Source organism: Salinicola socius, assembly GCF_001937195.1.
GTDB lineage: Bacteria > Pseudomonadota > Gammaproteobacteria > Pseudomonadales > Halomonadaceae > Salinicola > Salinicola socius.
Window position 1 is genome coordinate 57,738 of record NZ_MSDO01000002.1, and the last position, 21,068, is coordinate 78,805.

The window sequence follows — 21,068 nt, forward strand, 5'->3', positions numbered from 1 at the left end:
CTTGGAGTCTCTGAAAGTTCATGGCTGCGTACGAAGAGGAAACCGCCAGGCCGCGGATGCTCAATCTGCTGATCGGGGTCACGTTGATGACGATCGTCATCGCGCTCTGGTATCTGCTCGACTACTACTACCTGCGTGAGTCGACCCGCGACGTGACCTGGTATCCACCGGCGCAGGGCTGCGACCTGCTGGACGGTGGATGCCATGCCAGCCTGGGGATCGACGCCTCGCTGGCGTTCGCGCTGCAGGAGGCCCGGGACGAGACGGGAACGCTGACGTTCGAAGCTCGCGTTGACGGTCGTGCGCCGCAAACGGTGACGGTCCAGTTCATCGGTCGCGAAATGAACGTGCAGTCGCGACGGCTCTCGTTACGGGCGAAGGGGGATGGACGCTTCGTGGGGGAGGGGAATCTGGGGCTCTGCAGCGCTCACGTGAACGCCTGGCGAGCCCAGGTGGTGGTGTTGAGCGATCATGGCTTGAAGGGGAGCTGGTTCGATTTCGACAGCCGTGACCTGGGTGGAGTGCCAATAGGACGAGGCGACAAGCGCTGCCTGTAAACGCCGACGCCGGTCAGGAGTCAACCTGACCGGCGTCGGATGAGGCAGTGACAGAGGGCCACGGGGTCAGCGTTTAGTTGCCGCTGTCGTCGCCGTCATCGCTGCTGTCGCTGTCCGCATCATCGGGGTTGATGGCGAGGAGTTCGACCTTGAACTGCAGCGCCTGGTTGGGACCGATGGGGCCGCCGGTACCGGCCGGGCCATAGGCCAGGTCGGAGGGTACGGCGATCTTCCAGGTGTCGCCGACGTGCATCATCTTCAGCGCTTCCTGCCAGCCGGGAATGACCTGGTCGACCTTGAACGAGATCGGTTCGCCACGCTTGTAGGAGCTGTCGAAGACGGTGCCGTCCGGCAGGGTGCCTTCGTAGTTGACGCGGACGGTATCGTCGGCGCTCGGAGATTCGCCGTCACCGGATTCGAGGACTTCGTACTGCAGGCCGGAATCCGTGGTCTTCACGCCATCTTTCTCGGCGTTTTCTTTCAGGAAGGCCTCGCTCTTCTTGCGATTCTCGTCCGCGACTTTCTTCTGCTCGGCCTTCTGCTCGGCGACCTTCTTCTGCTGGTACTGGGTCAGCGTGGTGCTGATCTCGTCCTGGGTCATCTGCAGGTCGTCATCACCGTAGACGTCCTTGATGGCTGCCGCGAAGGCGTCGACGTCGAGATCCTTGATGTCCTTGGACAGACCCTGGCCGAGCGTGGCACCGATGCTGTAGCTGAGCTTCGCCTGGTCATTGTCGAGATCGACCTTGTCCTGGGCAAAGGCCGTCAGCGGCAGGGTCATGATGCTGCCGAGGGCGACGGCGGTTACCAAACGTTTCATGCAAACTCCTTGAGTCGGAAAGGAAACCGATGCTGGCCAGAATCGGGAAAGAAGCCTCAAACACCGGTGGGTAGTCGTGCTGTGACTCTAACAGGTGGGTTTTGGTTCCGCATCCGGGGCATCGATTATCCAGCGCGCCAGCAGATCGCGTAACGGCGGGTAAGCCTCGGCGGTGACCTCGCGTAGCACGCGACAGGAATCTAATGCCTGTTTGAGGGGGGCATCCGGCGCGGCCCCGATCGTGGGCAGCGCCGCCAGTTGCGTCAGCATCTCGCGCTCGGCGTAGAGCTCCGCCTGCTTCAGCGCCTGGCGCAACGACTCCAGCCGGGGCCGATGCTGCACCTCGATTTTCAGCGTTCGGCGGCGTTCGCGCAGCGGTAGGGTCATTTCCCGTTGCCAGCGTCTCGCGTCGGCCAGGGCGTGGTCGGCCTTGGGATCCGGGCGCTGGCGGCGTTCGCTCAGCCAGGCGATCCACAGCAATTCGCAGACATCCCAGCCGTGTTCATCCTGCAGCGTCAGGCATTCGGCTTCGACGCCGGGGCGGGCGTATCGCGACAGCGCGTAGGACCATAGCGAGGCAGCGGCGTCGGTGGCTGACATGGCATTCCAACCCGATGGTGGATGGCTGGTAGAATGAGCGCCCATTTGACGCGCCCTGGAGCCCGGCATGATCGCATTTCGCCAACTCGCCCTGCAACGCGGCACCCGACGACTGTTCGAAGGGGCCGATCTGGTGCTGCACGAGGGCCAGAAGGTCGGTATCGTCGGTGCCAACGGTGCCGGCAAGTCGAGCCTGTTCGCCCTGATCCGGGGTGAGCTCGGCGCCGATACCGGCAGCGTGGAGATTGCCGGCGGCAAGCGGATTGCCCACATGGCGCAGGAGGTCTCGGCCATCGAGCGCCCGCTGGTGGAGTACGTGCTCGATGGAGACGTCGCCCTGCGCGAGACCGAAGCGGCACTGGCCGAGGCACAGGCCAACGGCGAGATGCAGCGCGAGGCGGGTCTGCACGGCCAGATCGAGGCGCTCGACGGCTACACGGCACGGTCCCGCGCCGAGCAGCTGCTGGCCGGGCTGGGATTCGCCCAGGACGATCTCTACCGGCCGCTGGCGGCGTTCTCCGGCGGCTGGCGGATGCGTGTCGGTCTGGCCCGGACGCTGTTCACGCCATCGGAGATCATGCTGCTCGACGAGCCGACCAACCACCTGGATCTGGACGCGCTGCTGTGGCTCGAGCAGTGGCTGACGCGCTATCCCGGCACGCTGATGCTGATCTCTCACGACCGCGACTTTCTCGATGCCGTCTGCGATCACATCCTGCATATCGATCAAGGCCAGCTGGTGCTCTATCGCGGCCATTACAGCGCTTTCGAGCGCGCCCGTGCCGAGCGCCAGACACAGCAGCAGGCGGCGTTCGAGAAACAGCAGGCGAGGCGCGCCGAGATCGAAGGGTTCGTCGAGCGCTTTCGGGCCAAGGCGACCAAGGCGCGTCAGGCCCAGAGCCGGTTGAAGATGCTCGAGCGCATGGAGACCATTGCCGCGGCGCGGGTCGATTCGCCGTTTCGCTTTCAACTGCCGTGTGCCGACAAGACCTCGACGCCGCTGCTGTCGCTGGATCAGGCCGCGCTGGGGTATTCCGATCGCACCATTCTCGCGGGGGTGAAGGTATCGATTCTGCCCGGTGAGCGTATCGGTCTGCTGGGGCCCAACGGTGCGGGCAAATCGACGCTGATCAAGACATTGATCGGGGATCTGCAGCCCCTCTCCGGCACGCGTGTGCCGGGAGACAATCTGGTGGTCGGCTACTACGCCCAGCATCAGTTGGAGCACCTGGATATCGGTGCGACGCCGTTCACCCATGTGCAGCGGCTTTCCCCCACCGCCAGCGATCTGTCGATTCGCAATTTCCTGGGTGGATTCGGCTTCCGTGGCGACGACGTGTTCGGCGACGTATCGCGGTTTTCCGGCGGCGAGAAGGCGCGTCTGGCACTATCGCTGGTCGCCTGGGAAAAGCCCAATCTGTTGCTGCTCGACGAACCGACCAACCACCTCGATCTGGACATGCGAGAGGCGCTGGCCGAGGCGCTGGCGGAGTATGAAGGTGCGGTGATCATCGTCTCCCACGACCGCCATCTACTGCGGGCCAGCGTCGATACCTTCTGGCGCGTCGCCGAAGGACGGGTCGAGCCGTTCGATGGCGATCTCGATGATTACCACCTGTGGCTCAAGTCCCGCGAGGCGGAACGTCGGCGCGACCTGAAGCAGGAAGCGCGCCAGGAAAAAGGCGCGGCGGATGGCGGCGATCGCAAGGCGGCCCGGCGCGCAGCCGCCGAACGGCGCGAGCAGATGAAGCCGCTGCGCAAGCAGCGCGATGCCGCGGAGAAGACGCTCGACAAGGCCCAGAGTGCACTGTCGGCGCTGGAAGCCCAGCTGGCGAATCCGGACCTCTATGAGGCCGGTCGCAAGGACGAGCTGGCACGACTGGTTCGCGAACAGGGCGAACGTCAGGCCGAGGTGGAGCGGCTCGAGAGCGAATGGATGGCGGCGGAAGAGGCGCTGGAAACGCTGGAGGCGGAGCTGATACAGGCGGAATCCTGACCCATTCCCGAGACCTGTCGCGACCGTCTACACTGGGGATGAACGTCGGACTCAAGGAGAGATTTCATGCCTTACGATTTCCGTGACGATATCCCCGACAGCGCGCGCAAGGTGCTGCCACCGCACGCTCGCACTATCTACAAGGAAGCGTTCAACAGCGCCTGGGAGCAGTACAAGAGCCCCGAGGCCCGGCGCGGCGACAGTTCTCGGGAGGAGGCCGCTCATGCCGTGGCCTGGAAAGCCGTCGAGGCGAAGTATCGAAAAGGCGACGACGGCAACTGGCATCCGAAGTCCTGAAGACGGGCTTCGATCACGCCCGCATTGGCGCCGTGGTCGATCAGCGCCGGCTTCGGGGCGCCGTGGTCGATCAGTGCCGGTTTCAGGGCGCCGTGGTCGATTAGCGCCGGCTTCAGGGCGCCGTGGTCGATCAGCGCCGGCTTCGGGGCGCCGTAGAGAGCAACGCCGCCTGGATGAGCGCAATCCCTGCCGTCCAGCTCACTCGGCGTAGATCATCTTTTTGCTCATCCCTCCATCCACACTGATGTGCTGACCGGTGATGAATCCTGCCTTGTCGCTGGCGAGAAAGGCGACCGTGGCGGCAACGTCGGCCGGCTCGCCGACGCGTCCGACCGGATGCTGGTCTCGATCGATGGCGCGATGCGCTGGCGTATTGCGTTGGCTGGCCTTTTGCCAGGGACCGGTCTCGATCCAGCCCGGACAGATGGCGTTGACCCGGATATCCGGGCCCAGGCTCACCGCCAGCGCGTGGGTCATCGACAGCAGGCCACCCTTGGCGGCGGCGTAGGACTCGCAGTGGGGTTCCGACTGCAGCGCCCGGGTCGAGGCGATGTTGACGATGGCGCCGCGACGCTGGCGCAGGCCGGGAACGGCGGCGCGCGTGCACAGGAAAGCGCCGGTCAGGTGGCTCTCCTGCCAGATCCGCCAGTCCGCGAGCGCCAGCTCCTCGATCGGGCCGCAGACCGGATCGGCGACGCCGGCGTTGTTGACCAGCAGATCCACGCCCGTGGATTGATCGTTCTCCAGCTGCCAGTCCGACAGATGGAAAAAGGCCTCCTTGACCTGCAACTCGTCGCTGACGTCGACGACCATGGTCAGAAGCGTTGCCGCGGGATGGGTCTCGTCGAGTTCCGCCACGGCTTCCGCGTCGCGATCCAGGGCGGCGACTCGCCAGCCCTCTTTCAGCAGTAGCTCCGTCGTGGCACGTCCGATGCCCTGGGCACCGCCGGTGATGATGGCGAGGGGATGAGTCATGATCGTGATTCCTTTCGTCGCGGCTCGCGGCCGCTATTCCCTGTCGTATGTGGCGCCGCCCATTCTGGCGATCACCATTGCTGCCCGAGTCGCCTCAGAACCTACGCTCTGTCTGAAAAATGCCTGCGCTCGCCCATACGGCGTTAAAAATTGACTCAAAATGCTCATTTACACCTCGTAAACTCCGCTTTTTCGTCAATTTTTGCCTAGTCTGGGCATCGCTCGCCGATTTTTCAGACAGAGCTTAGGTCTCCAGCATGAAGGTCACCGGACCGTCGTTGATCAGCTCGATCTGCATGTCGGCGCCGAAGCGGCCGCTCGCCACCGCCGGCCATGCCTGCCCGGCCTGCGCCACCAGATAGTGAAACATCGCTTGAGCGTGATCTGGCGACGCGGCGCCGGAGAAACTGGGTCTCAAGCCTTTGTCGGTTGCCGCTACCAGCGTGAACTGGGATACCAGCAGCAGCCCGCCGTCGATCTGTTGCAGGTTGCAGTTCATCCGTGCCTCGCCATCGGCGAACACGCGGTAGTGCAGCAGCTTGTGAAGCATGCGATCGACATGGCTCCGGTCGTCCCCGGCGGAAATACCGATGAACGCGAGTAAGCCTTGATCGATGCTGCCGATCCTCTCCCCCTCGACGCTCACCGACGCCCGACTGACTCGCTGAATCAGAGCTCGCATGGCATTTTGGTCTCACCTGAAATCGGGTTGGAGGGTGGGCGAAAGACTATCACGCCGAGCCGTTGATGGAATGATCGAGATTAATAGCCTGCAAAGCGTTATTGAAAGCAGACGCTACGAGAACGTATGTTTATGTTACCAGCGTTTCGGAGGATTTGGGGGTGGCCTGGTCGGGGTGACATTCGGTGGCATGACGAAGCTCGAGCCCGAACGGCGTGCGCCACAGACGGCGGGAAACCGCCCCAGGGCGAAATTGTCATGGTTCAATAAAGCCTTTGACGCCCGCCGCTTGGGTGGTGCTACTATCCTGAAGGATCGATCTGCCATAAATTGTCATGGTTTAGGGGTGATGGATCATGACAATTCGCGGCATGGCCACGCCAGGCTGGGCGAGACGACAAGTGACAATGCGCCCGTCACCGAAAACTTGAGTGAATCGTGATTCGCCGCGGCGGGTCCGAACCTTGCAGACGGAGATTTGAACGATGCGATACAACATCAATAAAGACGTTATTCATAAAAGCGTTACGACACTGATTGCCGGTTCCGTGCTGTCCTGCCTGGCTGTCGGCGTTGCACAGGCGGCGTCGCTTCAGGAGATCAAGGATTCCGGTTCGATCAAGATCGCCGTCGCCAACGAAATCCCCTACGGCTACATGGACATGAGCGGTGAAGCCAAGGGCGCAGGACCCGACGTCATCCGCCATATCATGAACGAGATGGGCGTCGACGACATCGAGTGGGTCACGACCAATTTCAGCTCGCTGATTCCGGGGCTGCAGGCGAACCGGTTCGATATCGCCGCGGCAGAGATGGCGGTGCTGCCGGATCGCTGCCAGCAGGTGATCTACTCCGAGCCCAACTCATCCTACGGTGAAGGGCTGTTGGTCAAGGAGGGCAATCCAAAGGATCTGCATGCGTTCAGCGACTTCGTCGATGGCGACGCCAAGATCGCCATCATGGCCGGCGCTGACCAGCTCGACATGCTGCAGGCGCTCGGTGTGCCGCAGGAAAACATGGTCACCATTTCCAGCAATGCCGACGCAATCTCCACGGTTTCCACCGGTCGCGCCGATGCCTATGCGGCGACCAGCCTGACGGTCAGCGAACTGGCCAACAAGAGCGATGACGTCGAGTCCGCCGGCGATTTCAAGGACCCGGTCATCGATGGCGAAGAGGTGCGTAGCTGGGGCGCTTTCGCCTTCAACAGCGACAACACCGAACTGCGTGATGCGGTCAACGAGGCGCTGGCGAAGTACAAGCAGACCGACGACTGGAGCGAGACGCTGATGGGTTATGGCTTCAGCCAGGCCGATGTCGACGGCTCCAGCCATCACACCACGGAAGAACTCTGCACCGCGGATTCCTGAGTGTTCTTCTCGGGCGTCTAAACCCGATGTGATCGCGCATGTCCGCTCGATGGTTTCGACCTCGAGCGGGCATGTGCGCCGTCATTGAACGGTGTCGGTACTGCCGGTGTCGTTACATCAGCGAATGCGGAGTCTAGCCGATGGAATGGACGAGCTATCTCGCTCCCTTGTCCCAGGGTGCGTGGGTGACCGTGCAGCTCACGGTCTACTCGACGATTCTGGGCGGTCTTTGTGCCTTTGTCTTCGGTCTCGGCAAGCTCTCCCACAACCCCCTGCTCAAGGGGTTCAGCGTTGCCTATATCGAGATCTTTCGCGGCACGTCACTGCTGGTACAGCTGTTCTGGATCTACTTCGCCCTGCCCATCATGGGACAGGCGATCGGGCTCGACCTACGCTTTCCGCCGGTGGTGGCGGGGGTCGTCGCGCTGGCACTGAACATTGGCGCCTACGGTGCCGAAGTCGTACGCGGTGCGGTACAAGCCGTTCCCAAGGAGCAGTACGAGGCGGCAACGGCGCTCAATTTTACCTCCCGCAAACGGCTGTGGCGCATCACGCTGCCGCAGGCGATCCCGGAAATGATGCCGACCTTCGGCAATCTCGCGGTTCAGAATCTCAAGGATACGGCGCTGGTATCGCTGATCTCGCTGGGCGATCTGGCCTTCCGTGCCGAGCAAATTCGCAACTTTACCCAGGACAGCGTGACGGTCTACACCCTGGTGCTGTTCATGTACTTCGGCATGGCGCTGGTCTTGACCGCGTGCATGAAACTGCTGGAACGCTACGTTGGCCGCTGGCGCGCGGCGGGGAGATAACGCATGTTTTTCGGCATCGAATGGGACACCAGTAGCCAGTGGGCCTTCGCAATCTCGATCTTTCCGATCCTGCTGCATGGCCTGGTGGTGACGCTGCAAGCGACCGTGGTCGGCTTTTTCATCGCCCTGGCTCTAGGGCTGGTGCTGGCGGCGCTGAAGAGCGCGCCGACCCGTATTATCCGTTGGCCGGCCAAGTTGGTGACGGAGTTCATCCGGGATACGCCACTGCTGATCCAGCTCTTCTTCCTGTTTTACGTTCTGCCCGAATTCGGGTTGACGCTGCCGGCGTTCCTGACCGGTGCGCTGGCGCTGGGTGTCCAGTACAGCGCCTACACCTCGGAGGTCTACCGCGCGGGTCTGGAGGCGGTGGCCAAGGGGCAGCGCGAAGCGGCGCGGGCGCTCAACCTGGCGTCGTCGCGAACCTTCACCCACATCATTCTGCCGCAGGCGATTCCGCGCATCATTCCCGCACTGGGCAACTATCTGGTCTCGATCATGAAAGACGTGCCCGTGCTGTCGGTCGTGACCGTGCTGGAAATGCTCGGCGTAGCCAAGATCATCGGCGACCGTACCGGTGGCTACCTGATCCCGCTTTCCATGGTGGGTGGCCTCTATCTGGTGATGACCCTCATCGCCTCCTTCGGTGTGCGCTATCTGGATACCCATCTGCCCAAGCGAGGCCTGTCTCTTAAATGAACGACGCCACGAATACTCGCGACCCCATCATCAAATTCGACAAGGTCGTCAAACGCTTCGGCGACCATGTGGTCCTCGACGAGCTCGACTTCGAGGTCCAGCGAGGCGAGAAGGTCACTATCATCGGCCCGTCCGGCTCGGGCAAGTCGACGGTGCTGCGCATCCTGATGACGCTGGAGGAGATCAACGACGGTGTCGTCTACGTCGGCGGCGAGCCTCTCTGGCACCAGCGCAAGGGTGACTCGCTCGCGCCGGCCAGCGAGCAGCATCTGCGCCAGATGCGCAGTCAGCTGGGCATGGTCTTCCAGCAGTTCAATCTGTTTCCGCACATGACGGTGCTGCGCAATCTGACCGAAGCGCCGGTGCAGGTGCTGGGCGTGAGCAAGGCCGAGGCAAGAAAGCGCGGCATGGAGCTGCTGGAGATGGTGGGCCTGACCGATCAGGCCAACAAGTATCCTCACCAGCTTTCCGGCGGCCAGCAGCAGCGCGTGGGCATCGCCCGAGCGCTGGCGATGCGGCCCAAGGTCATGCTCTTCGACGAGCCGACCTCGGCACTGGATCCCGAGCTGGTGGGGGAAGTGCTGAACGTGATTCGCAGCCTGGCCGATGAGCACGACCTGACCATGCTGCTGGTGACCCACGAGATGCATTTCGCGCGTCAGGTTTCCGACCGCATCTGTTTCTTCGATCAGGGGCGGATCAAGGAGCAGGGCAAGCCGGAGGAGATCTTCACCGCGCCGAAGGAGGAGCGGACCAGGGCTTTCCTGAAGGCGGTACTCGACCCGGACGATTGATCGAGGCGCCGGTCATCGTCGCCGCCTCGCCAGCTCGCGGCGCCGATCCAGCCAGCTCATCGACAATCCCGATGTCATCCCGTGGAACAGGATCGAGACCAGCACGATGAAGCTGACCAGGGTCCAGGCGTTGTCGATCTGGCCAAAACTTTCCTGGTTGGTGGCATAGGCGAGATAGTAGAACGAACCCACGCCACGAATGCCGAACAGGCTGACGACCGCTCTTTCCCGCGATTTCATCTGCGAACCGATCAGCCCGATCATGCCGGTGAGTGGGCGAACCACGAACAGGATCGCCAGGCCGGCGAAAGCCATCGGCCAGCTCAATCCGTCGAGCAGGGGGCCGGCGAGGCTGCCGCCGAACAGCACCAGCAGCATCATCATCAATAGCCGTTCGATCTCTTCGGTGAAATCATGCAGGCGCACGTGATAATCGTGCACCTCTTTCTGTGTGCTGCGCAGCGCCAGCGCACCGACGAACACCGCAATGAAGCCGTAGCCGTGAATCGCCTCGGCGCCGGCATAGGTGATGAAGGTGCCGCCCAGCGCCACGAAGCCCTGCCCGGTGCTGGCCAGCGACAGCTTTCCCGAATGAAACATGAACATCGCCAGCAGCCATCCCGTCAGCCATCCCGCGCCGGCACCGGCGACAATGCGCCAGAGTACGTCGACCAGCAACCAGTGCCAGGTCCACTCGCCCAGTTGAGTGCCGTGAATGGCAACGGCAATGGCGAGAAAGGTGAACGGGAACGCCAGCCCGTCGTTGAGCCCGGCTTCCGACGTCAGGCTCAAGCGGACCTTGTCGCTGGGCCCGGAGCGCGGCGGGCCGACCTGAACGTCGGCGGCCAGTACCGGGTCGGTAGGGGCGATGACCGCGCCCAGTAGAATCGCCGTCTCCCAGGGAAAGCCTAGCGCCAGCGCGCAGAGTGCCGCCGTGGCGGCGATGGTCAACGGCATGGTGATGCTGAGCAGGCGACCGGTATCCGCCCACACGCGCCATTTCAGCGGATCGTCGATCCGCAGCCCGGCGCCGGCCAGCGAGATGATTACGGTCAGCTCGGTGAGGATTTCGGTCGTCTGGGGATAGTTGCGAGGCTGCAGCGCACCTTCGCCAATCAGCAGGAAAAAGGCCATGCCAATGCCGATGCAGATGATCGGTAGCGACAGCGGCAGCCCCTTGATCAGGACCGGAACCCAGGCGACGAGCAGTATCAGCAGGCCGAAGCCGCCCAGAATGATGATATGAGGATCCATCAGGCAGCGATCTCCCTTGCCCGTATGAGTGCCAGGCCACGCGTCGCACGTCGATTCACTCGCCGCGCGCCGATACTGGCCTTGACGTTGAAGGCATCCTTGCCTGACGGCATAGCTTAGAGGGCGCTCGGGAATCTAGCTGGAAAAATCGCCACTTTTCGCGCAACGAGGCTTACCACCAGGCGTGGAAGTGATGCGGCGGGCCTTTTCCCTGGCCGACATCGAGACGCTCGCTGGCCTCCAGTGCCCGGTGGAGCCAGCGTTTCGCCGCGTCGATGGCCATCTCGACCTCGGTCTGGGGCGATTGGGGGGGCGCCAGATGGGCAAGATGCGCGGCAATCGCGGAGGATAGGGCACAGCCGGCCCCGTGAAGATTGTGCGTCGGCAGTCGCGGTGCGTCCAGCCAGCGCGTACCGCCCGGCATCCACAGCAGGTCCGGACAGCGATCCAGCGGCAGGTGGCCGCCTTTCAACAGGCCATAGGGAGCCCCCAGCGCCGCGAGATCGCCTACCATCGCTGCCATGTCGGCAAGGGTGACGGGCATGTCGGTGCCGAGCAGCGCGGCGGCCTCGGGCAGGTTGGGCGTGATCACGTCGGCCAGCGGCACCAGCACCTCTCGCACGGCGCGCAGACCGTCATCGTCCACCAACCGGTCGCCGCTCTTGGCGACCATGACCGGATCGAGAACGATCCAGCGCGGTCGACGTCGCGTGAGCGCTTCGGCAATCGTCTCCGCCACGTCCCGACTGGCGACCATGCCGATCTTGACCGCGTCGATCTCGACATCGTCGAGCAGATTGTCCAGCTGGGCGCGAATCATCGCCACCGAGACCGGTTCGACGGCTGCCACGCCACGGGTATTCTGGGCGATCACGGCCGTGATCACATTGGTGGCGTAGACGCCCAGGGCCGAGAATGTCTTGATATCGGCCTGAAGCCCCGCGCCGCCAGAAGGGTCGGATCCGGCGATCGTCAAGCCATTGGGAATCGAGCGAGAGACCATGAGGGCATTGCAAGCAGCGGGAAAGCGTCTAGCCTAAAACAAGACGTTGAAATTGCCTAACGACAAAGCGTGCAAAGACGTTTCACGTCACGGATTCACGGAGTAGAGTGCTGATAGGGTGAGGCGGGACAGGCTTCGACACGACTCCCTGGCATGGATTTGATAGGGGGAGTTGTTTGAGGGTTCTATAGACAGGCCGCCAGATTTGGCGACAGGCTGCAATAGGACTAATTAGCAGGCTTGTTACCGCCCCGTCATCATGTAGACTCGTAAACTTACGAACCTGTCGTTTTCGGTTCGTGATTTCGTCACATTCAGGTTCCATCACGTCTGCGAGGAAGGCATGTCCGATCCGGTCTCCGCATGGATTGCCAGCTACTGGGCTACCGGCCTGTTCGTGGTGGCCATCGTTGTGCTTTGCGGATTGATGATCGGCGCCGCCAGCCTGCTTGGCGGCCGCAGCCGCGGACCCAGCAAATCCCTCCCCTTCGAATCCGGAATCGTCGGCGCTGGCTCTGCGCGGCAACGGTTTTCGGTCAAGTTCTATCTCGTTGCCATGCTGTTCGTCATCTTCGATATCGAAGCCGTTTACCTGTTCGGCTGGGCCGTCTCCGTCCGTGAGGTGGGCTGGACGGGATTCGCGGCAGCGGCAGTGTTCATTCTGATTCTGCTGGCCGGCCTCGTCTATGACGCCCGTGTCGGTGCCCTCGATTGGGCGCCTCGCAAGCGGGGCCGCGAAGATGCGTCGAGAGCGCGCGAATTGGCCGCGGTGCCGGGAGTCGAACGCCATGTACGCTGACACGTACGATAAAGAGAAAAGGCGTTCTGAACTCGGCATGCTGGATCGTGCTGACGATCACCAAAAAGATAATGATGGAAGTCTGGCAGCCATGACCGGCCAGCACTTCCTCGACCGTTTTCCTATCTGGTTTGTTGAGGCCCACTATGCAGTACACCCTGACCCGTGCGGAGGGAGGCGATTCCGCGGCTGATCGTTATCCTCTCGGCCAACGCGAACTTGTCGATGACCCGATGAAGCAGCAAGTTCATCGCAATGTGTTCATGGGCAAGCTCGAGGACGTGCTTCATTCGACCGTTAACTGGGGTCGCAAGAATTCATTGTGGCCCTACAATTTCGGTCTCTCCTGCTGCTACGTGGAAATGACCACGGCGTTCACGTCGCCCCACGACGTCGCTCGTTTCGGGGCGGAAGTGATTCGGGCCTCCCCGCGCCAGGCCGATTTCATGGTCATCGCCGGCACCTGCTTCATCAAGATGGCACCCGTCATCCAGCAGCTCTACGACCAGATGCTCGAACCCAAGTGGGTGATCTCGATGGGATCGTGTGCCAATTCCGGCGGCATGTACGATATCTATTCGGTGGTTCAGGGTGTCGACAAGTTCCTGCCGGTGGATGTCTACGTGCCCGGTTGTCCGCCGCGCCCCGAAGCGTTTCTCCAAGGTCTTCAACTGCTGCAGGAGTCGATTCAGGAAGAGCGGCGCCCGCTCTCCTGGGTGGTCGGCGATCAGGGCGTCTATCGCGCCGAAATGCCGTCTCAGCGCGAAAAGCACCGTGATCGTCGCATCGCGGTCAAGGAGTTGCGCACCCCGGATGGCATCTAGTGCGATCGGTCATCTCGATCGCATCTGCCATTGATTCTTGTGGTCTTTCTCGACCATTGATTTTCGCACCGGGGGCCGCCAACCATGACCGCAGCCGATGACTCTCACAACGAGAGCACGATAACTTCCAGCGCTTCCCATGCCGACGTCGTGGCCGAATTGGCGCGACATTTCGGTGAAGCCGCTTTCACGCCGCAGACGACGATGACCGGCATGCCGGTCATCTGGATTTCGCGAGAGCAGCTGCGAGACGTTCTTGTATACCTGCGCCGTCTGGCCGGGCCGTTCTCGATGCTCTTCGATCTGAGCGCCGTCGATGAACGTCTGCGGACTCACCGCCGCGGCCTGCCGCCCTCGGACTTCACGGTCTTCTACCAGCTGCTGTCGGTCGAACGAAATACCGATCTGATGATCAAGGTCGCGCTGCACGAGCGGGACCTGACGCTGCCCTCGATCAGCGATATCTTCGTCAATGCCAACTGGTACGAGCGCGAGGTGTTCGACCTGTTCGGCATCGATTTTGCCGGCCACCCGCATCTGACCCGGATCATGATGCCGCTGACCTGGACCGGCCACCCGCTGCGCAAGGACTACTCCGCTCGCGCCACCGAGTTCGACCCCTATACGCTGACGGTGAAAGGCCAGCAGGTCGAGCAGGAGTCGCTACGCTTCGATCCCGAACAGTGGGGCATGAAACGCGAAGGCGAAGATACCGAGTTCATGTTCCTCAATCTGGGGCCCAACCACCCTTCGGCCCACGGCGCCTTTCGACTCGTGCTCCAGCTCGACGGTGAAGAGGTGGTCGACTGCGTGCCGGATATCGGCTATCACCATCGCGGCGCCGAAAAGATGGCGGAGCGTCAGTCGTGGCACAGCTTCATTCCTTATACGGATCGCATCGATTATACCGGCGGGGTGATGAACAACCTGCCCTATGTGCTGGCAGTGGAAAAGCTGGCCGGCATCACCGTGACCGATCGCGCCAAGACGATTCGGGTCATGATGGCGGAGATGTTCCGCATCAACAGCCACCTGCTGTTTCTGGGTACCTATCTGCAGGATCTCGGCGCGATGACGCCGGTGTTCTTCACCTTCACCGATCGTCAGAAAGCCTATGAAGTGATCGAGGCGATCACCGGCTTTCGCATGCACCCGGCGTGGTATCGCATCGGGGGTACCGCCCATGACCTGCCCAACGGCTGGGACAAGCTGGTTCAGGGCTTCGTCAACTGGATGCCCAAGCGTCTGGCCGAATACGAGAAGGCGATGATGGACAACGCCATCGTGCGCGATCGGACCCGGTTCGTGGCGGCCTTCGACACCCAGCAGGCGCTCGATTGGGGCGTTACCGGTCCCAACCTGCGTGCCACCGGGCTCGATTTCGATCTGCGCAAGAAGCGCCCCTATTCCGGCTACGAGAATTTCGATTTCGAGGTTCCCACGGCGGTCAACGGTGATGCCTTCGATCGCGGCATGATGCGTATCGAAGAGATGCGCCAGAGCGTGCGCATCATTCAACAGTGCATCGACCACATGCCGGCGGGCGACTACAAGGCCGATCATCCGCTGACCACGCCGCCGCCGCGGGAAAAGATGCTGCAGCATATCGAGACCCTGATCACCCATTTCCTGCAGGTGTCATGGGGCCCGGTGCTGCCGGCCGCCGAGTCGATGCAGATGATCGAGGCGACCAAGGGCATCAACAGTTACTACCTGACCAGTGACGGCAGCACCATGAGCTACCGCACCCGCATCCGGACGCCCAGTTTCCCGCATCTTCAGCAGATCCCCGCCGTGATGCGCGGCGGTTTCGTGCCGGATCTGATCGCGCACCTGGGTAGTATCGATTTCGTCATGGCCGACGTGGATCGTTGAACGAGGCCGGTGAGGACGTTGGAGACGAACATGAATCAGACAACCGCCAGCTCTACTACCGCGACGATCGCCAGCGATGCGTTCGCGCTCGACCCGGCCGATCGTGAGGCAATTCTAGAGGAGCGGGCGCACTATCCCTATCCGCAGGCGGCATGCATCGAGGCGTTGAAGATCGTGCAGAAGCGTCACGGCCACGTGCCGGACGGCGCGATTCCGGCGATAGCCGAGACGCTGGGCATCGGGGTCGCCAACGTCGAAGGCGTGGCGACTTTCTACAGCCTGATCTTCCGCCAGCCGGTCGGTCGTCACGTCATCCTGATCTGCGACAGCAGCTCGTGCTTCCTGACCGATTACGAGGAACTGCGCAACGCCTTCATCGCGCACCTGGGCATTCAGATGGGCCAGACCACGGCGGACGGTCGCTTCACGCTGCTGCCGGTGTGCTGCCTTGGCGCTTGCGACCGGGGGCCGACGATTCTGATCGGCGAGGATCTGCATGGGCCGGTGGTGCCGGACGAAATTCCCCGGCTGCTGGAGGCTTACGCATGAGATCCGAGAACATGAGGCTGGAGGGCGAATCATGAGCCGCATTCTGCAATCCGCCAGCGAGCGCCGTGCCGAGACACATCCGCTGACCTGGCGTCTGCATGACGATCAGTCGCCGGTGCAGCTGGAGGAGTACCGCCGTACTCAGGGTTACGACGCAGTCACCAAGATGCTCGAGCAGTACACCTACGAGACGCTGACCGAGGAGGTGAAGAGCGCCAACTTGCGCGGTCGTGGCGGTGCCGGGTTCTCGGCCGGGTTCAAATGGAGCCTGACCATGAAGGGCGAGGACGTCCCACGCGGCTATATCGTCTGCAACGCCGACGAGATGGAACCGGGCACGTTCAAAGACCGCCTGCTGATGGAGCAGCAGCCGCATCTGCTGATCGAGGGCATGATCATCGCCGGCTTCGCCAACCGCTCCAAGCAGGGATACATATTCCTGCGCGGTGAATATCATCGTGCCGCCGCCGCCATTCAGCGCGCCCTGGCCGATGCGCGTGCCGACGGCTGGCTGGGCGCGGACGTGCGCGGCAGCGGCTGGGATTTCGATATCGCCCTGCACACCGGAGCGGGCCGTTATATCTGCGGAGAAGAGACCGCGCTGATCAACTCGCTCGAGGGCAAGCGCGCCAATCCGCGGGCCAAGCCGCCGTTTCCCGGCCAGTCCGGGGCGTGGGGGCTGCCGACGGTGGTCAACAACGTCGAGACGCTGTGCAACGTGCCGGGCATCGTCAATCACGGTGCGGACTGGTTCCAGGCGCTCTCCGGCGATCTCAGCAGCGACGGCGGCACCAAGCTCTACGGCGTTTCCGGCAAGGTCAGGAATCCCGGTCTGTGGGAACTGCCGATGGGCACGACCGGCAACCGGATCATCGAACTCGCCGGCGGCATGCGCGACGGCCTGTCCCTCAAAAGCTGGCTGCCCGGCGGGGGCAGTACTGGTTTCCTGCTGCCGGAACATCTCGAGCTGGCGCTCGATTTCGACACCATCGGCAAGACCGGCAGCCGCATGGGCACCGGGCTGCTGACCGTGGTTGCCGACAACCAGAGCATGGTTTCGTTGACCCGCAATCTCGAAGAGTTCTTCGCTCGCGAATCCTGTGGCTGGTGCACGCCGTGCCGCGATGGCCTGCCCTGGAGCGTCAAGCTGCTGCGCGCGCTGGAGGCGGGCGAGGGTGAGTCCGGTGATATCGAGCTGCTCGAGCAGATGGCCCGTGATCTCGGCCCGGGCAAGACCTTCTGCGCCCACGCGCCGGGGGCGGCGATGCCGTTGGCATCCGCGATCCACTATTTCCGTGACGAGTTCGAGCGTGGCATCACCCAGTCCAAGGGTGAAGCGCACGCGGACCCGATTCCGGTCGGCAGCGTGTAGGAGGAGTTCGACGCATGGCCACAATTCACGTCGACGGCAACGACTACGAAGTCGAAGACAGCGACAATCTGCTCCATGCCTGCCTTTCGCTGGGGCTGGACATTCCCTATTTCTGCTGGCACCCGGCGATGGGCAGCGTCGGTGCATGCCGCCAGTGTGCGGTCAAACAGTACAAGGATGCCGACGACGATCGCGGCATGCTGGTGATGTCGTGCATGGCGCCGGTGAAGGATGACGCCTATATCTCCATCGACGACGAAGAGGCCAAGACCTTTCGTCAGACGGTGATCGAGTGGCTGATGGTCAATCACCCGCATGACTGCCCGGTTTGCGAAGAGGGCGGTCACTGCCATCTGCAGGACATGACGGTGATGACCGGCCACGACCGCCGCCGTTATCGCTTTCGCAAGCGAACCCATCGCAACCAGAACCTGGGGCCGTTCATCGCCCACGAGATGAACCGCTGCATCACCTGTTATCGCTGTACGCGCTTCTACCAGGACTACGCCGGCGGCGAGGATCTCGGCGCGTTCGGAGCGCATGACAACGTCTATTTCGGTCGCGTCACCGACGGCACGCTGGAGAGCGAGTTCTCCGGCAACCTGACGGAGGTCTGTCCTACCGGCGTGTTCACCGATCAGACCCACTCCGACCACTACACCCGGAAATGGGATCTGCAATTCGCGCCGAGCGTCTGCCATCAGTGCGCCAGCGGCTGCAACATCAGCCCCGGCGAACGCTATGGCGACATCCGCCGAATCGAGAATCGCTACAACGGCGACGTCAACGGCTATTTCCTCTGCGACCGCGGCCGTTTCGGCTACGGCTACGTCAATCGCAAGGATCGCCCGACGCGCCCCGAGAGCCGGGACGAGATGGGTATCATCTCGCCACTGGAAGTCGACGAAGCGTTGGATCGCGCTGCCGACACGTTGCGAGCCGCCAGGCGGGTCATCGGTATCGGCTCTCCCCGGGCCAGCCTCGAGAGCAATCACCGGCTGCGTCAGATGGTCGGTGACGCCAACTTCTCTACCGGTATCGAAGCCGGCGAGCTGGCCCGCATCCAGCGTATGGAAGCACTCAACCGCGAGGCCGGTCTGGCCACACCGAGCCTGCGCGAGATCGAGCAGTGCGATGCGATTCTGGTGCTCGGCGAAGATCTGATACAGAGCGCCGCGCGTGTCGCGCTGTCGGTGCGTCAGGCGGTGCGGAGCAAGGGCGCCGAGCTGGGCGAGGCGCGTGGCATCCCCGAATGGAACGCCGAAGCGGTGAAGACCATCGCCCAGGACGCCGGTCATCCGCTGTTTGTGGTGACGCCCGATGTCACCAAGCTCGACGGCATCGCAACCTACGCCGGGCGTCTCGCGCCCGACGATATCGCCCGGCTGGGATTTGCCGTTGCCCATGCCCTGGATTCCACCGCGCCAGCCGTCGATGGCCTCGATGCGGCAACGTCACAGTGGGTCGAACGGATCGCCGATGCCCTGCTGGCAGCGAAAAAGCCGCTGGTCATCGCCGGCGAGTCACTGGGTTCGATGGCGATCCTCGAAGCGGCCGGCAACATCGCCCGCGCGCTCGGCCGGCGTCAGCGACCGGATGCCGGCCTGACCCTCGTTCGCCGCGAGGCCAACAGCGTCGGGCTGGGGTTGCTGGGCGGGGAATCCCTCGACTGGGCGCTGGCGCAACTGGCAACCGGGGACGCCGATGGTGTGGTGATTCTCGAGAACGATCTCTACACCCGTTTGCCGGCTAGCCGTGTGGACGATGCGCTCGACCGGGCAACCGCGGTCGTCGTGGTCGATCATCAGCGAACGCCGACCTGGGAGCGCGCCGGTGTTGCCCTGCCGGCCGGGACGTTTGCCGAAAGCGACGGCACCCTGGTCAGCCTGGAAGGCCGCGCGCAGCGCTTCTATCAGGTGTTCGATCCCAGCTATCTGCGTCCCGATACCCGCATCCGCGAGAGCTGGCGCTGGTTGCACGCGCTGCACGCGACGCTGGATCGTCAGCCGGTGGAGACGATACTGCTCGACGACCTGACCCAGGCGGTCGCCGAAGAGGTGCCGATCTTCGCCCCGCTGCATCAGAATACGCCGGAGGCGATGTTCCGCATCCACGGTCTGAAGCTTGCCCGCGAGCCGCATCGCTACAGCGGGCGAACCGCGATGCGCGCCGACCTCAACGTCAACGAGCCGCGTGCGCCGGTGGATCTCGACACGCCGTTCGCATTCTCGATGGAAGGCTATGCCGGCTATCAGGAGCCGCGCCGCGAAGTCGCTTTTGCCTGGGCGCCGGGCTGGAATTCACCGCAGGCCTGGAACAAGTTTCAGGACGAAGTGGGTGGGCATCTGCGTGCCGGCGACCCGGGCAAGCGGCTGTTCTTGGCCCCGAACGCTGGCATCACCGCCGGTGGCGGCGATTATTGCACCGAGATTCCCGCCGCCTTCACGCCGCGTCACGGCGAATGGCAGGTGATCGATCTGCCCCAGCTGTTCGGTGGTGACGAGATGTCGCGTCGCGCCGAGCCGATTCGCGAGCGCATGGCGACGCCCCAGGTGGCGCTGAGCGAAGCCGATGCGGCCCGCCTCGGTATCGTGGCAGGTGAGACGGTTTCGGTCGCGCTCGACGGCGCCAGCCTGACGCTACCGGTACGCCTCAGCGCGGGGCTGCCGCAAGGGGTGATCGGGCTCCCCAGCGGCACGATTCAGGAGATTACCGGTGCATTGACGCCGGGTGTCACGCGCTGGGGTCGCCTCACGCCGGAAGCCTCGGGTCGCCGGGCATCGGTCGAGGAGGGTCGCCCATGAGCTGGTGGACGCCGCAAGTCGAAGCGACGTTGATCGCGATGGTGCAGGCCGTGGTCATTCTGCTGGTCGTGGTCATTTCCGGGGCGCTGTTGAGCATGGTCGAGCGGCGCCTGCTGGCGCTGTGGCAGGACCGTTACGGCCCCAACCGGGTCGGGCCGTTCGGGCTTTTGCAGATCGCGGCGGACATGATCAAGATCTTCTTCAAGGAGGACTGGATTCCGCCCTTTGCCGATCGCACCTTCTTCGTGCTGGCCCCGGCGATCGCGATGGCTTCGCTGCTGCTGTCGTTCATGGTCATTCCGATCACGCCGAACTGGGGGGTTGCGGATCTCAATATCGGCATTCTGTTCTTCTTCGCCATGGCCGGCATCAACGTCTATGCGGTGCTGTTCGCGGGCTGGGCCAGCGGCAACAAGTATGCCCTGCTCGGCGCGCTGCGAGCCTCCGCCCAGACGCTTTCCTATGAGGTTTTCATGGGGCTGGCGGTCATGGGCATCGTTGCCATGACCGGTTCGTTCAACATGCGCGATATCGTCAATGCGCAGGAAAACGTCTGGTTCATCGTCCCTCAGTTCTTCGGCTTCTGTACCTTCATCATTGCCGGTATCGCGGTGACGCACCGTCATCCGTTCGATCAGCCCGAGGCCGAGCAGGAGCTGGCCGACGGCTATCACATCGAATATTCCGGCATGAAGTGGGGCATGTTCTTCGTTGGCGAGTACATCGGTATCGTGCTGATGTCGGCGCTGCTGGTGACGCTGTTCTTCGGCGGCTGGCACGGGCCGCTGCTGCCGCCGATCGTCTGGTTCCTGCTCAAGACGATATTCTTCGTCATTCTGTTCGTACTGTTGCGGGCGGCGTTGCCGAGACCGCGTTACGACAAGGTGATGAACTTCGGCTGGAAGGTTTGTCTGCCGCTGACACTCGTCAATCTATTGATCACCGGGGCGATGATTCTGCTCATCGATCCGGCGACCTGAGGGGATCAT

General features: G+C 62.9%; 22 protein-coding genes. 16 read left to right on the top strand and 6 right to left on the bottom strand.

Features of this window, described 5'->3' with window-relative positions; translation table 11 throughout:
• The first annotated feature begins 20 nt into the window (after nucleotides 1-20).
• The gene (locus BTW07_RS01980) at nucleotides 21-557 is read left to right on the top strand and encodes a hypothetical protein (protein WP_075568482.1); all 537 of its coding nucleotides are present in this window, start codon (nucleotides 21-23) and stop codon (nucleotides 555-557) included.
• A 73-nt stretch (nucleotides 558-630) separates the two neighbouring features.
• On the opposite strand, the gene bamJ is transcribed toward BTW07_RS01980, so the two are convergent.
• Together bamJ and BTW07_RS01990 are read right to left on the bottom strand one after the other, a co-directional pair.
• Nucleotides 631-1,377 carry a BamJ family beta-barrel-assembly machinery protein gene (bamJ, locus tag BTW07_RS01985; protein WP_075568483.1) on the bottom strand — a complete coding sequence of 249 codons (747 nt, stop codon included), beginning with the start codon at nucleotides 1,375-1,377 and terminating at the stop codon, nucleotides 631-633.
• An 87-nt stretch (nucleotides 1,378-1,464) separates the two neighbouring features.
• Nucleotides 1,465-1,977: a TIGR02444 family protein gene (locus tag BTW07_RS01990; RefSeq protein ID WP_075568484.1), complete on the bottom strand. Its 513-nt coding sequence runs from the start codon at nucleotides 1,975-1,977 to the stop codon at nucleotides 1,465-1,467.
• 67 nt (nucleotides 1,978-2,044) lie between these two features.
• Here BTW07_RS01990 and BTW07_RS01995 point away from each other — a divergent pair, with 67 nt between their 5' ends.
• Together BTW07_RS01995 and BTW07_RS02000 are read left to right on the top strand one after the other, a co-directional pair.
• Entirely contained in the window at nucleotides 2,045-3,973 is a 1,929-nt protein-coding gene (locus BTW07_RS01995) for an ABC-F family ATP-binding cassette domain-containing protein (protein ID WP_075568485.1), read from the top strand.
• Between the two features lie 66 nt (nucleotides 3,974-4,039).
• Nucleotides 4,040-4,270 (top strand): ChaB family protein, encoded by a 231-nt coding sequence (locus BTW07_RS02000; RefSeq protein WP_075568486.1) that lies wholly within the window; start codon nucleotides 4,040-4,042, stop codon nucleotides 4,268-4,270.
• A 198-nt stretch (nucleotides 4,271-4,468) separates the two neighbouring features.
• On the opposite strand, the gene BTW07_RS02005 is transcribed toward BTW07_RS02000, so the two are convergent.
• A complete protein-coding gene (locus BTW07_RS02005; RefSeq protein WP_075568487.1) occupies nucleotides 4,469-5,245 on the bottom strand; it encodes an SDR family NAD(P)-dependent oxidoreductase in 777 nt (258 codons plus the stop codon).
• 244 nt (nucleotides 5,246-5,489) lie between these two features.
• The gene (dtd, locus tag BTW07_RS02010) at nucleotides 5,490-5,927 is read right to left on the bottom strand and encodes a D-aminoacyl-tRNA deacylase (protein WP_075568488.1); all 438 of its coding nucleotides are present in this window, start codon (nucleotides 5,925-5,927) and stop codon (nucleotides 5,490-5,492) included.
• A gap of 70 nt (nucleotides 5,928-5,997) precedes the next feature.
• Between dtd and BTW07_RS19545 the strand changes: the two genes are divergently transcribed.
• The 5 genes from BTW07_RS19545 to ehuA all read left to right on the top strand — a co-directional run bounded on the left by BTW07_RS19545 (nucleotide 5,998) and on the right by ehuA (nucleotide 9,599).
• Nucleotides 5,998-6,369, top strand: coding sequence for a hypothetical protein (locus BTW07_RS19545; RefSeq protein ID WP_144076785.1), 372 nt, complete (start codon nucleotides 5,998-6,000; stop codon nucleotides 6,367-6,369).
• Nucleotides 6,370-6,412: 43 nt separating this feature from the next.
• Nucleotides 6,413-7,297 (top strand): ectoine/hydroxyectoine ABC transporter substrate-binding protein EhuB, encoded by an 885-nt coding sequence (gene ehuB, locus BTW07_RS02015; RefSeq protein WP_075568489.1) that lies wholly within the window; start codon nucleotides 6,413-6,415, stop codon nucleotides 7,295-7,297.
• A gap of 140 nt (nucleotides 7,298-7,437) precedes the next feature.
• Entirely contained in the window at nucleotides 7,438-8,109 is a 672-nt protein-coding gene (ehuC, locus tag BTW07_RS02020; RefSeq protein ID WP_075568490.1) for an ectoine/hydroxyectoine ABC transporter permease subunit EhuC, read from the top strand.
• 3 nt (nucleotides 8,110-8,112) lie between these two features.
• Nucleotides 8,113-8,805: an ectoine/hydroxyectoine ABC transporter permease subunit EhuD gene (gene ehuD / locus BTW07_RS02025; RefSeq protein ID WP_075568491.1), complete on the top strand. Its 693-nt coding sequence runs from the start codon at nucleotides 8,113-8,115 to the stop codon at nucleotides 8,803-8,805.
• Nucleotides 8,802-9,599 carry an ectoine/hydroxyectoine ABC transporter ATP-binding protein EhuA gene (gene ehuA, locus BTW07_RS02030; protein WP_075568492.1) on the top strand — a complete coding sequence of 266 codons (798 nt, stop codon included), beginning with the start codon at nucleotides 8,802-8,804 and terminating at the stop codon, nucleotides 9,597-9,599. Before ehuD ends, ehuA begins: the two co-directional genes overlap by 4 nt.
• A gap of 12 nt (nucleotides 9,600-9,611) precedes the next feature.
• Here ehuA and BTW07_RS02035 read toward each other — a convergent pair whose 3' ends face one another.
• Both BTW07_RS02035 and thiD read right to left on the bottom strand, forming a co-directional pair.
• Nucleotides 9,612-10,853 carry a cation:proton antiporter gene (locus tag BTW07_RS02035; protein ID WP_075568493.1) on the bottom strand — a complete coding sequence of 414 codons (1,242 nt, stop codon included), beginning with the start codon at nucleotides 10,851-10,853 and terminating at the stop codon, nucleotides 9,612-9,614.
• Nucleotides 10,854-11,025: 172 nt separating this feature from the next.
• Nucleotides 11,026-11,856: a bifunctional hydroxymethylpyrimidine kinase/phosphomethylpyrimidine kinase gene (thiD, locus tag BTW07_RS02040; RefSeq protein WP_075568494.1), complete on the bottom strand. Its 831-nt coding sequence runs from the start codon at nucleotides 11,854-11,856 to the stop codon at nucleotides 11,026-11,028.
• A 343-nt stretch (nucleotides 11,857-12,199) separates the two neighbouring features.
• Between thiD and ndhC the strand changes: the two genes are divergently transcribed.
• From ndhC to nuoH, 8 genes are all read left to right on the top strand, one after another.
• The gene (ndhC, locus tag BTW07_RS02045; protein ID WP_075568495.1) at nucleotides 12,200-12,655 is read left to right on the top strand and encodes an NADH-quinone oxidoreductase subunit A; all 456 of its coding nucleotides are present in this window, start codon (nucleotides 12,200-12,202) and stop codon (nucleotides 12,653-12,655) included.
• Nucleotides 12,645-12,848, top strand: coding sequence for a hypothetical protein (locus tag BTW07_RS19970; protein ID WP_162618355.1), 204 nt, complete (start codon nucleotides 12,645-12,647; stop codon nucleotides 12,846-12,848). The genes ndhC and BTW07_RS19970 overlap by 11 nt, the downstream gene beginning before the upstream one ends.
• Nucleotides 12,802-13,479, top strand: a complete 678-nt coding sequence (locus BTW07_RS02050; protein ID WP_075568496.1) for a NuoB/complex I 20 kDa subunit family protein — start codon at nucleotides 12,802-12,804, stop codon at nucleotides 13,477-13,479. Before BTW07_RS19970 ends, BTW07_RS02050 begins: the two co-directional genes overlap by 47 nt.
• Before the next feature lie 84 nt (nucleotides 13,480-13,563).
• Entirely contained in the window at nucleotides 13,564-15,354 is a 1,791-nt protein-coding gene (gene nuoC / locus BTW07_RS02055) for an NADH-quinone oxidoreductase subunit C/D (RefSeq protein WP_075568497.1), read from the top strand.
• A gap of 30 nt (nucleotides 15,355-15,384) precedes the next feature.
• On the top strand, nucleotides 15,385-15,903 hold the full coding sequence (nuoE, locus tag BTW07_RS02060) for an NADH-quinone oxidoreductase subunit NuoE (protein WP_075568498.1): 519 nt from the start codon (nucleotides 15,385-15,387) through the stop codon (nucleotides 15,901-15,903).
• Between the two features lie 31 nt (nucleotides 15,904-15,934).
• Entirely contained in the window at nucleotides 15,935-17,275 is a 1,341-nt protein-coding gene (gene nuoF, locus BTW07_RS02065) for an NADH-quinone oxidoreductase subunit NuoF (RefSeq protein ID WP_075568499.1), read from the top strand.
• Between the two features lie 14 nt (nucleotides 17,276-17,289).
• Complete coding sequence (gene nuoG / locus BTW07_RS02070) at nucleotides 17,290-20,079, top strand: NADH-quinone oxidoreductase subunit NuoG (RefSeq protein ID WP_075568500.1); 2,790 nt, start codon at nucleotides 17,290-17,292, stop codon at nucleotides 20,077-20,079.
• The gene (nuoH, locus tag BTW07_RS02075; protein ID WP_075568501.1) at nucleotides 20,076-21,059 is read left to right on the top strand and encodes an NADH-quinone oxidoreductase subunit NuoH; all 984 of its coding nucleotides are present in this window, start codon (nucleotides 20,076-20,078) and stop codon (nucleotides 21,057-21,059) included. The genes nuoG and nuoH overlap by 4 nt, the downstream gene beginning before the upstream one ends.
• The last annotated feature ends 9 nt before the right edge of the window (nucleotides 21,060-21,068 follow it).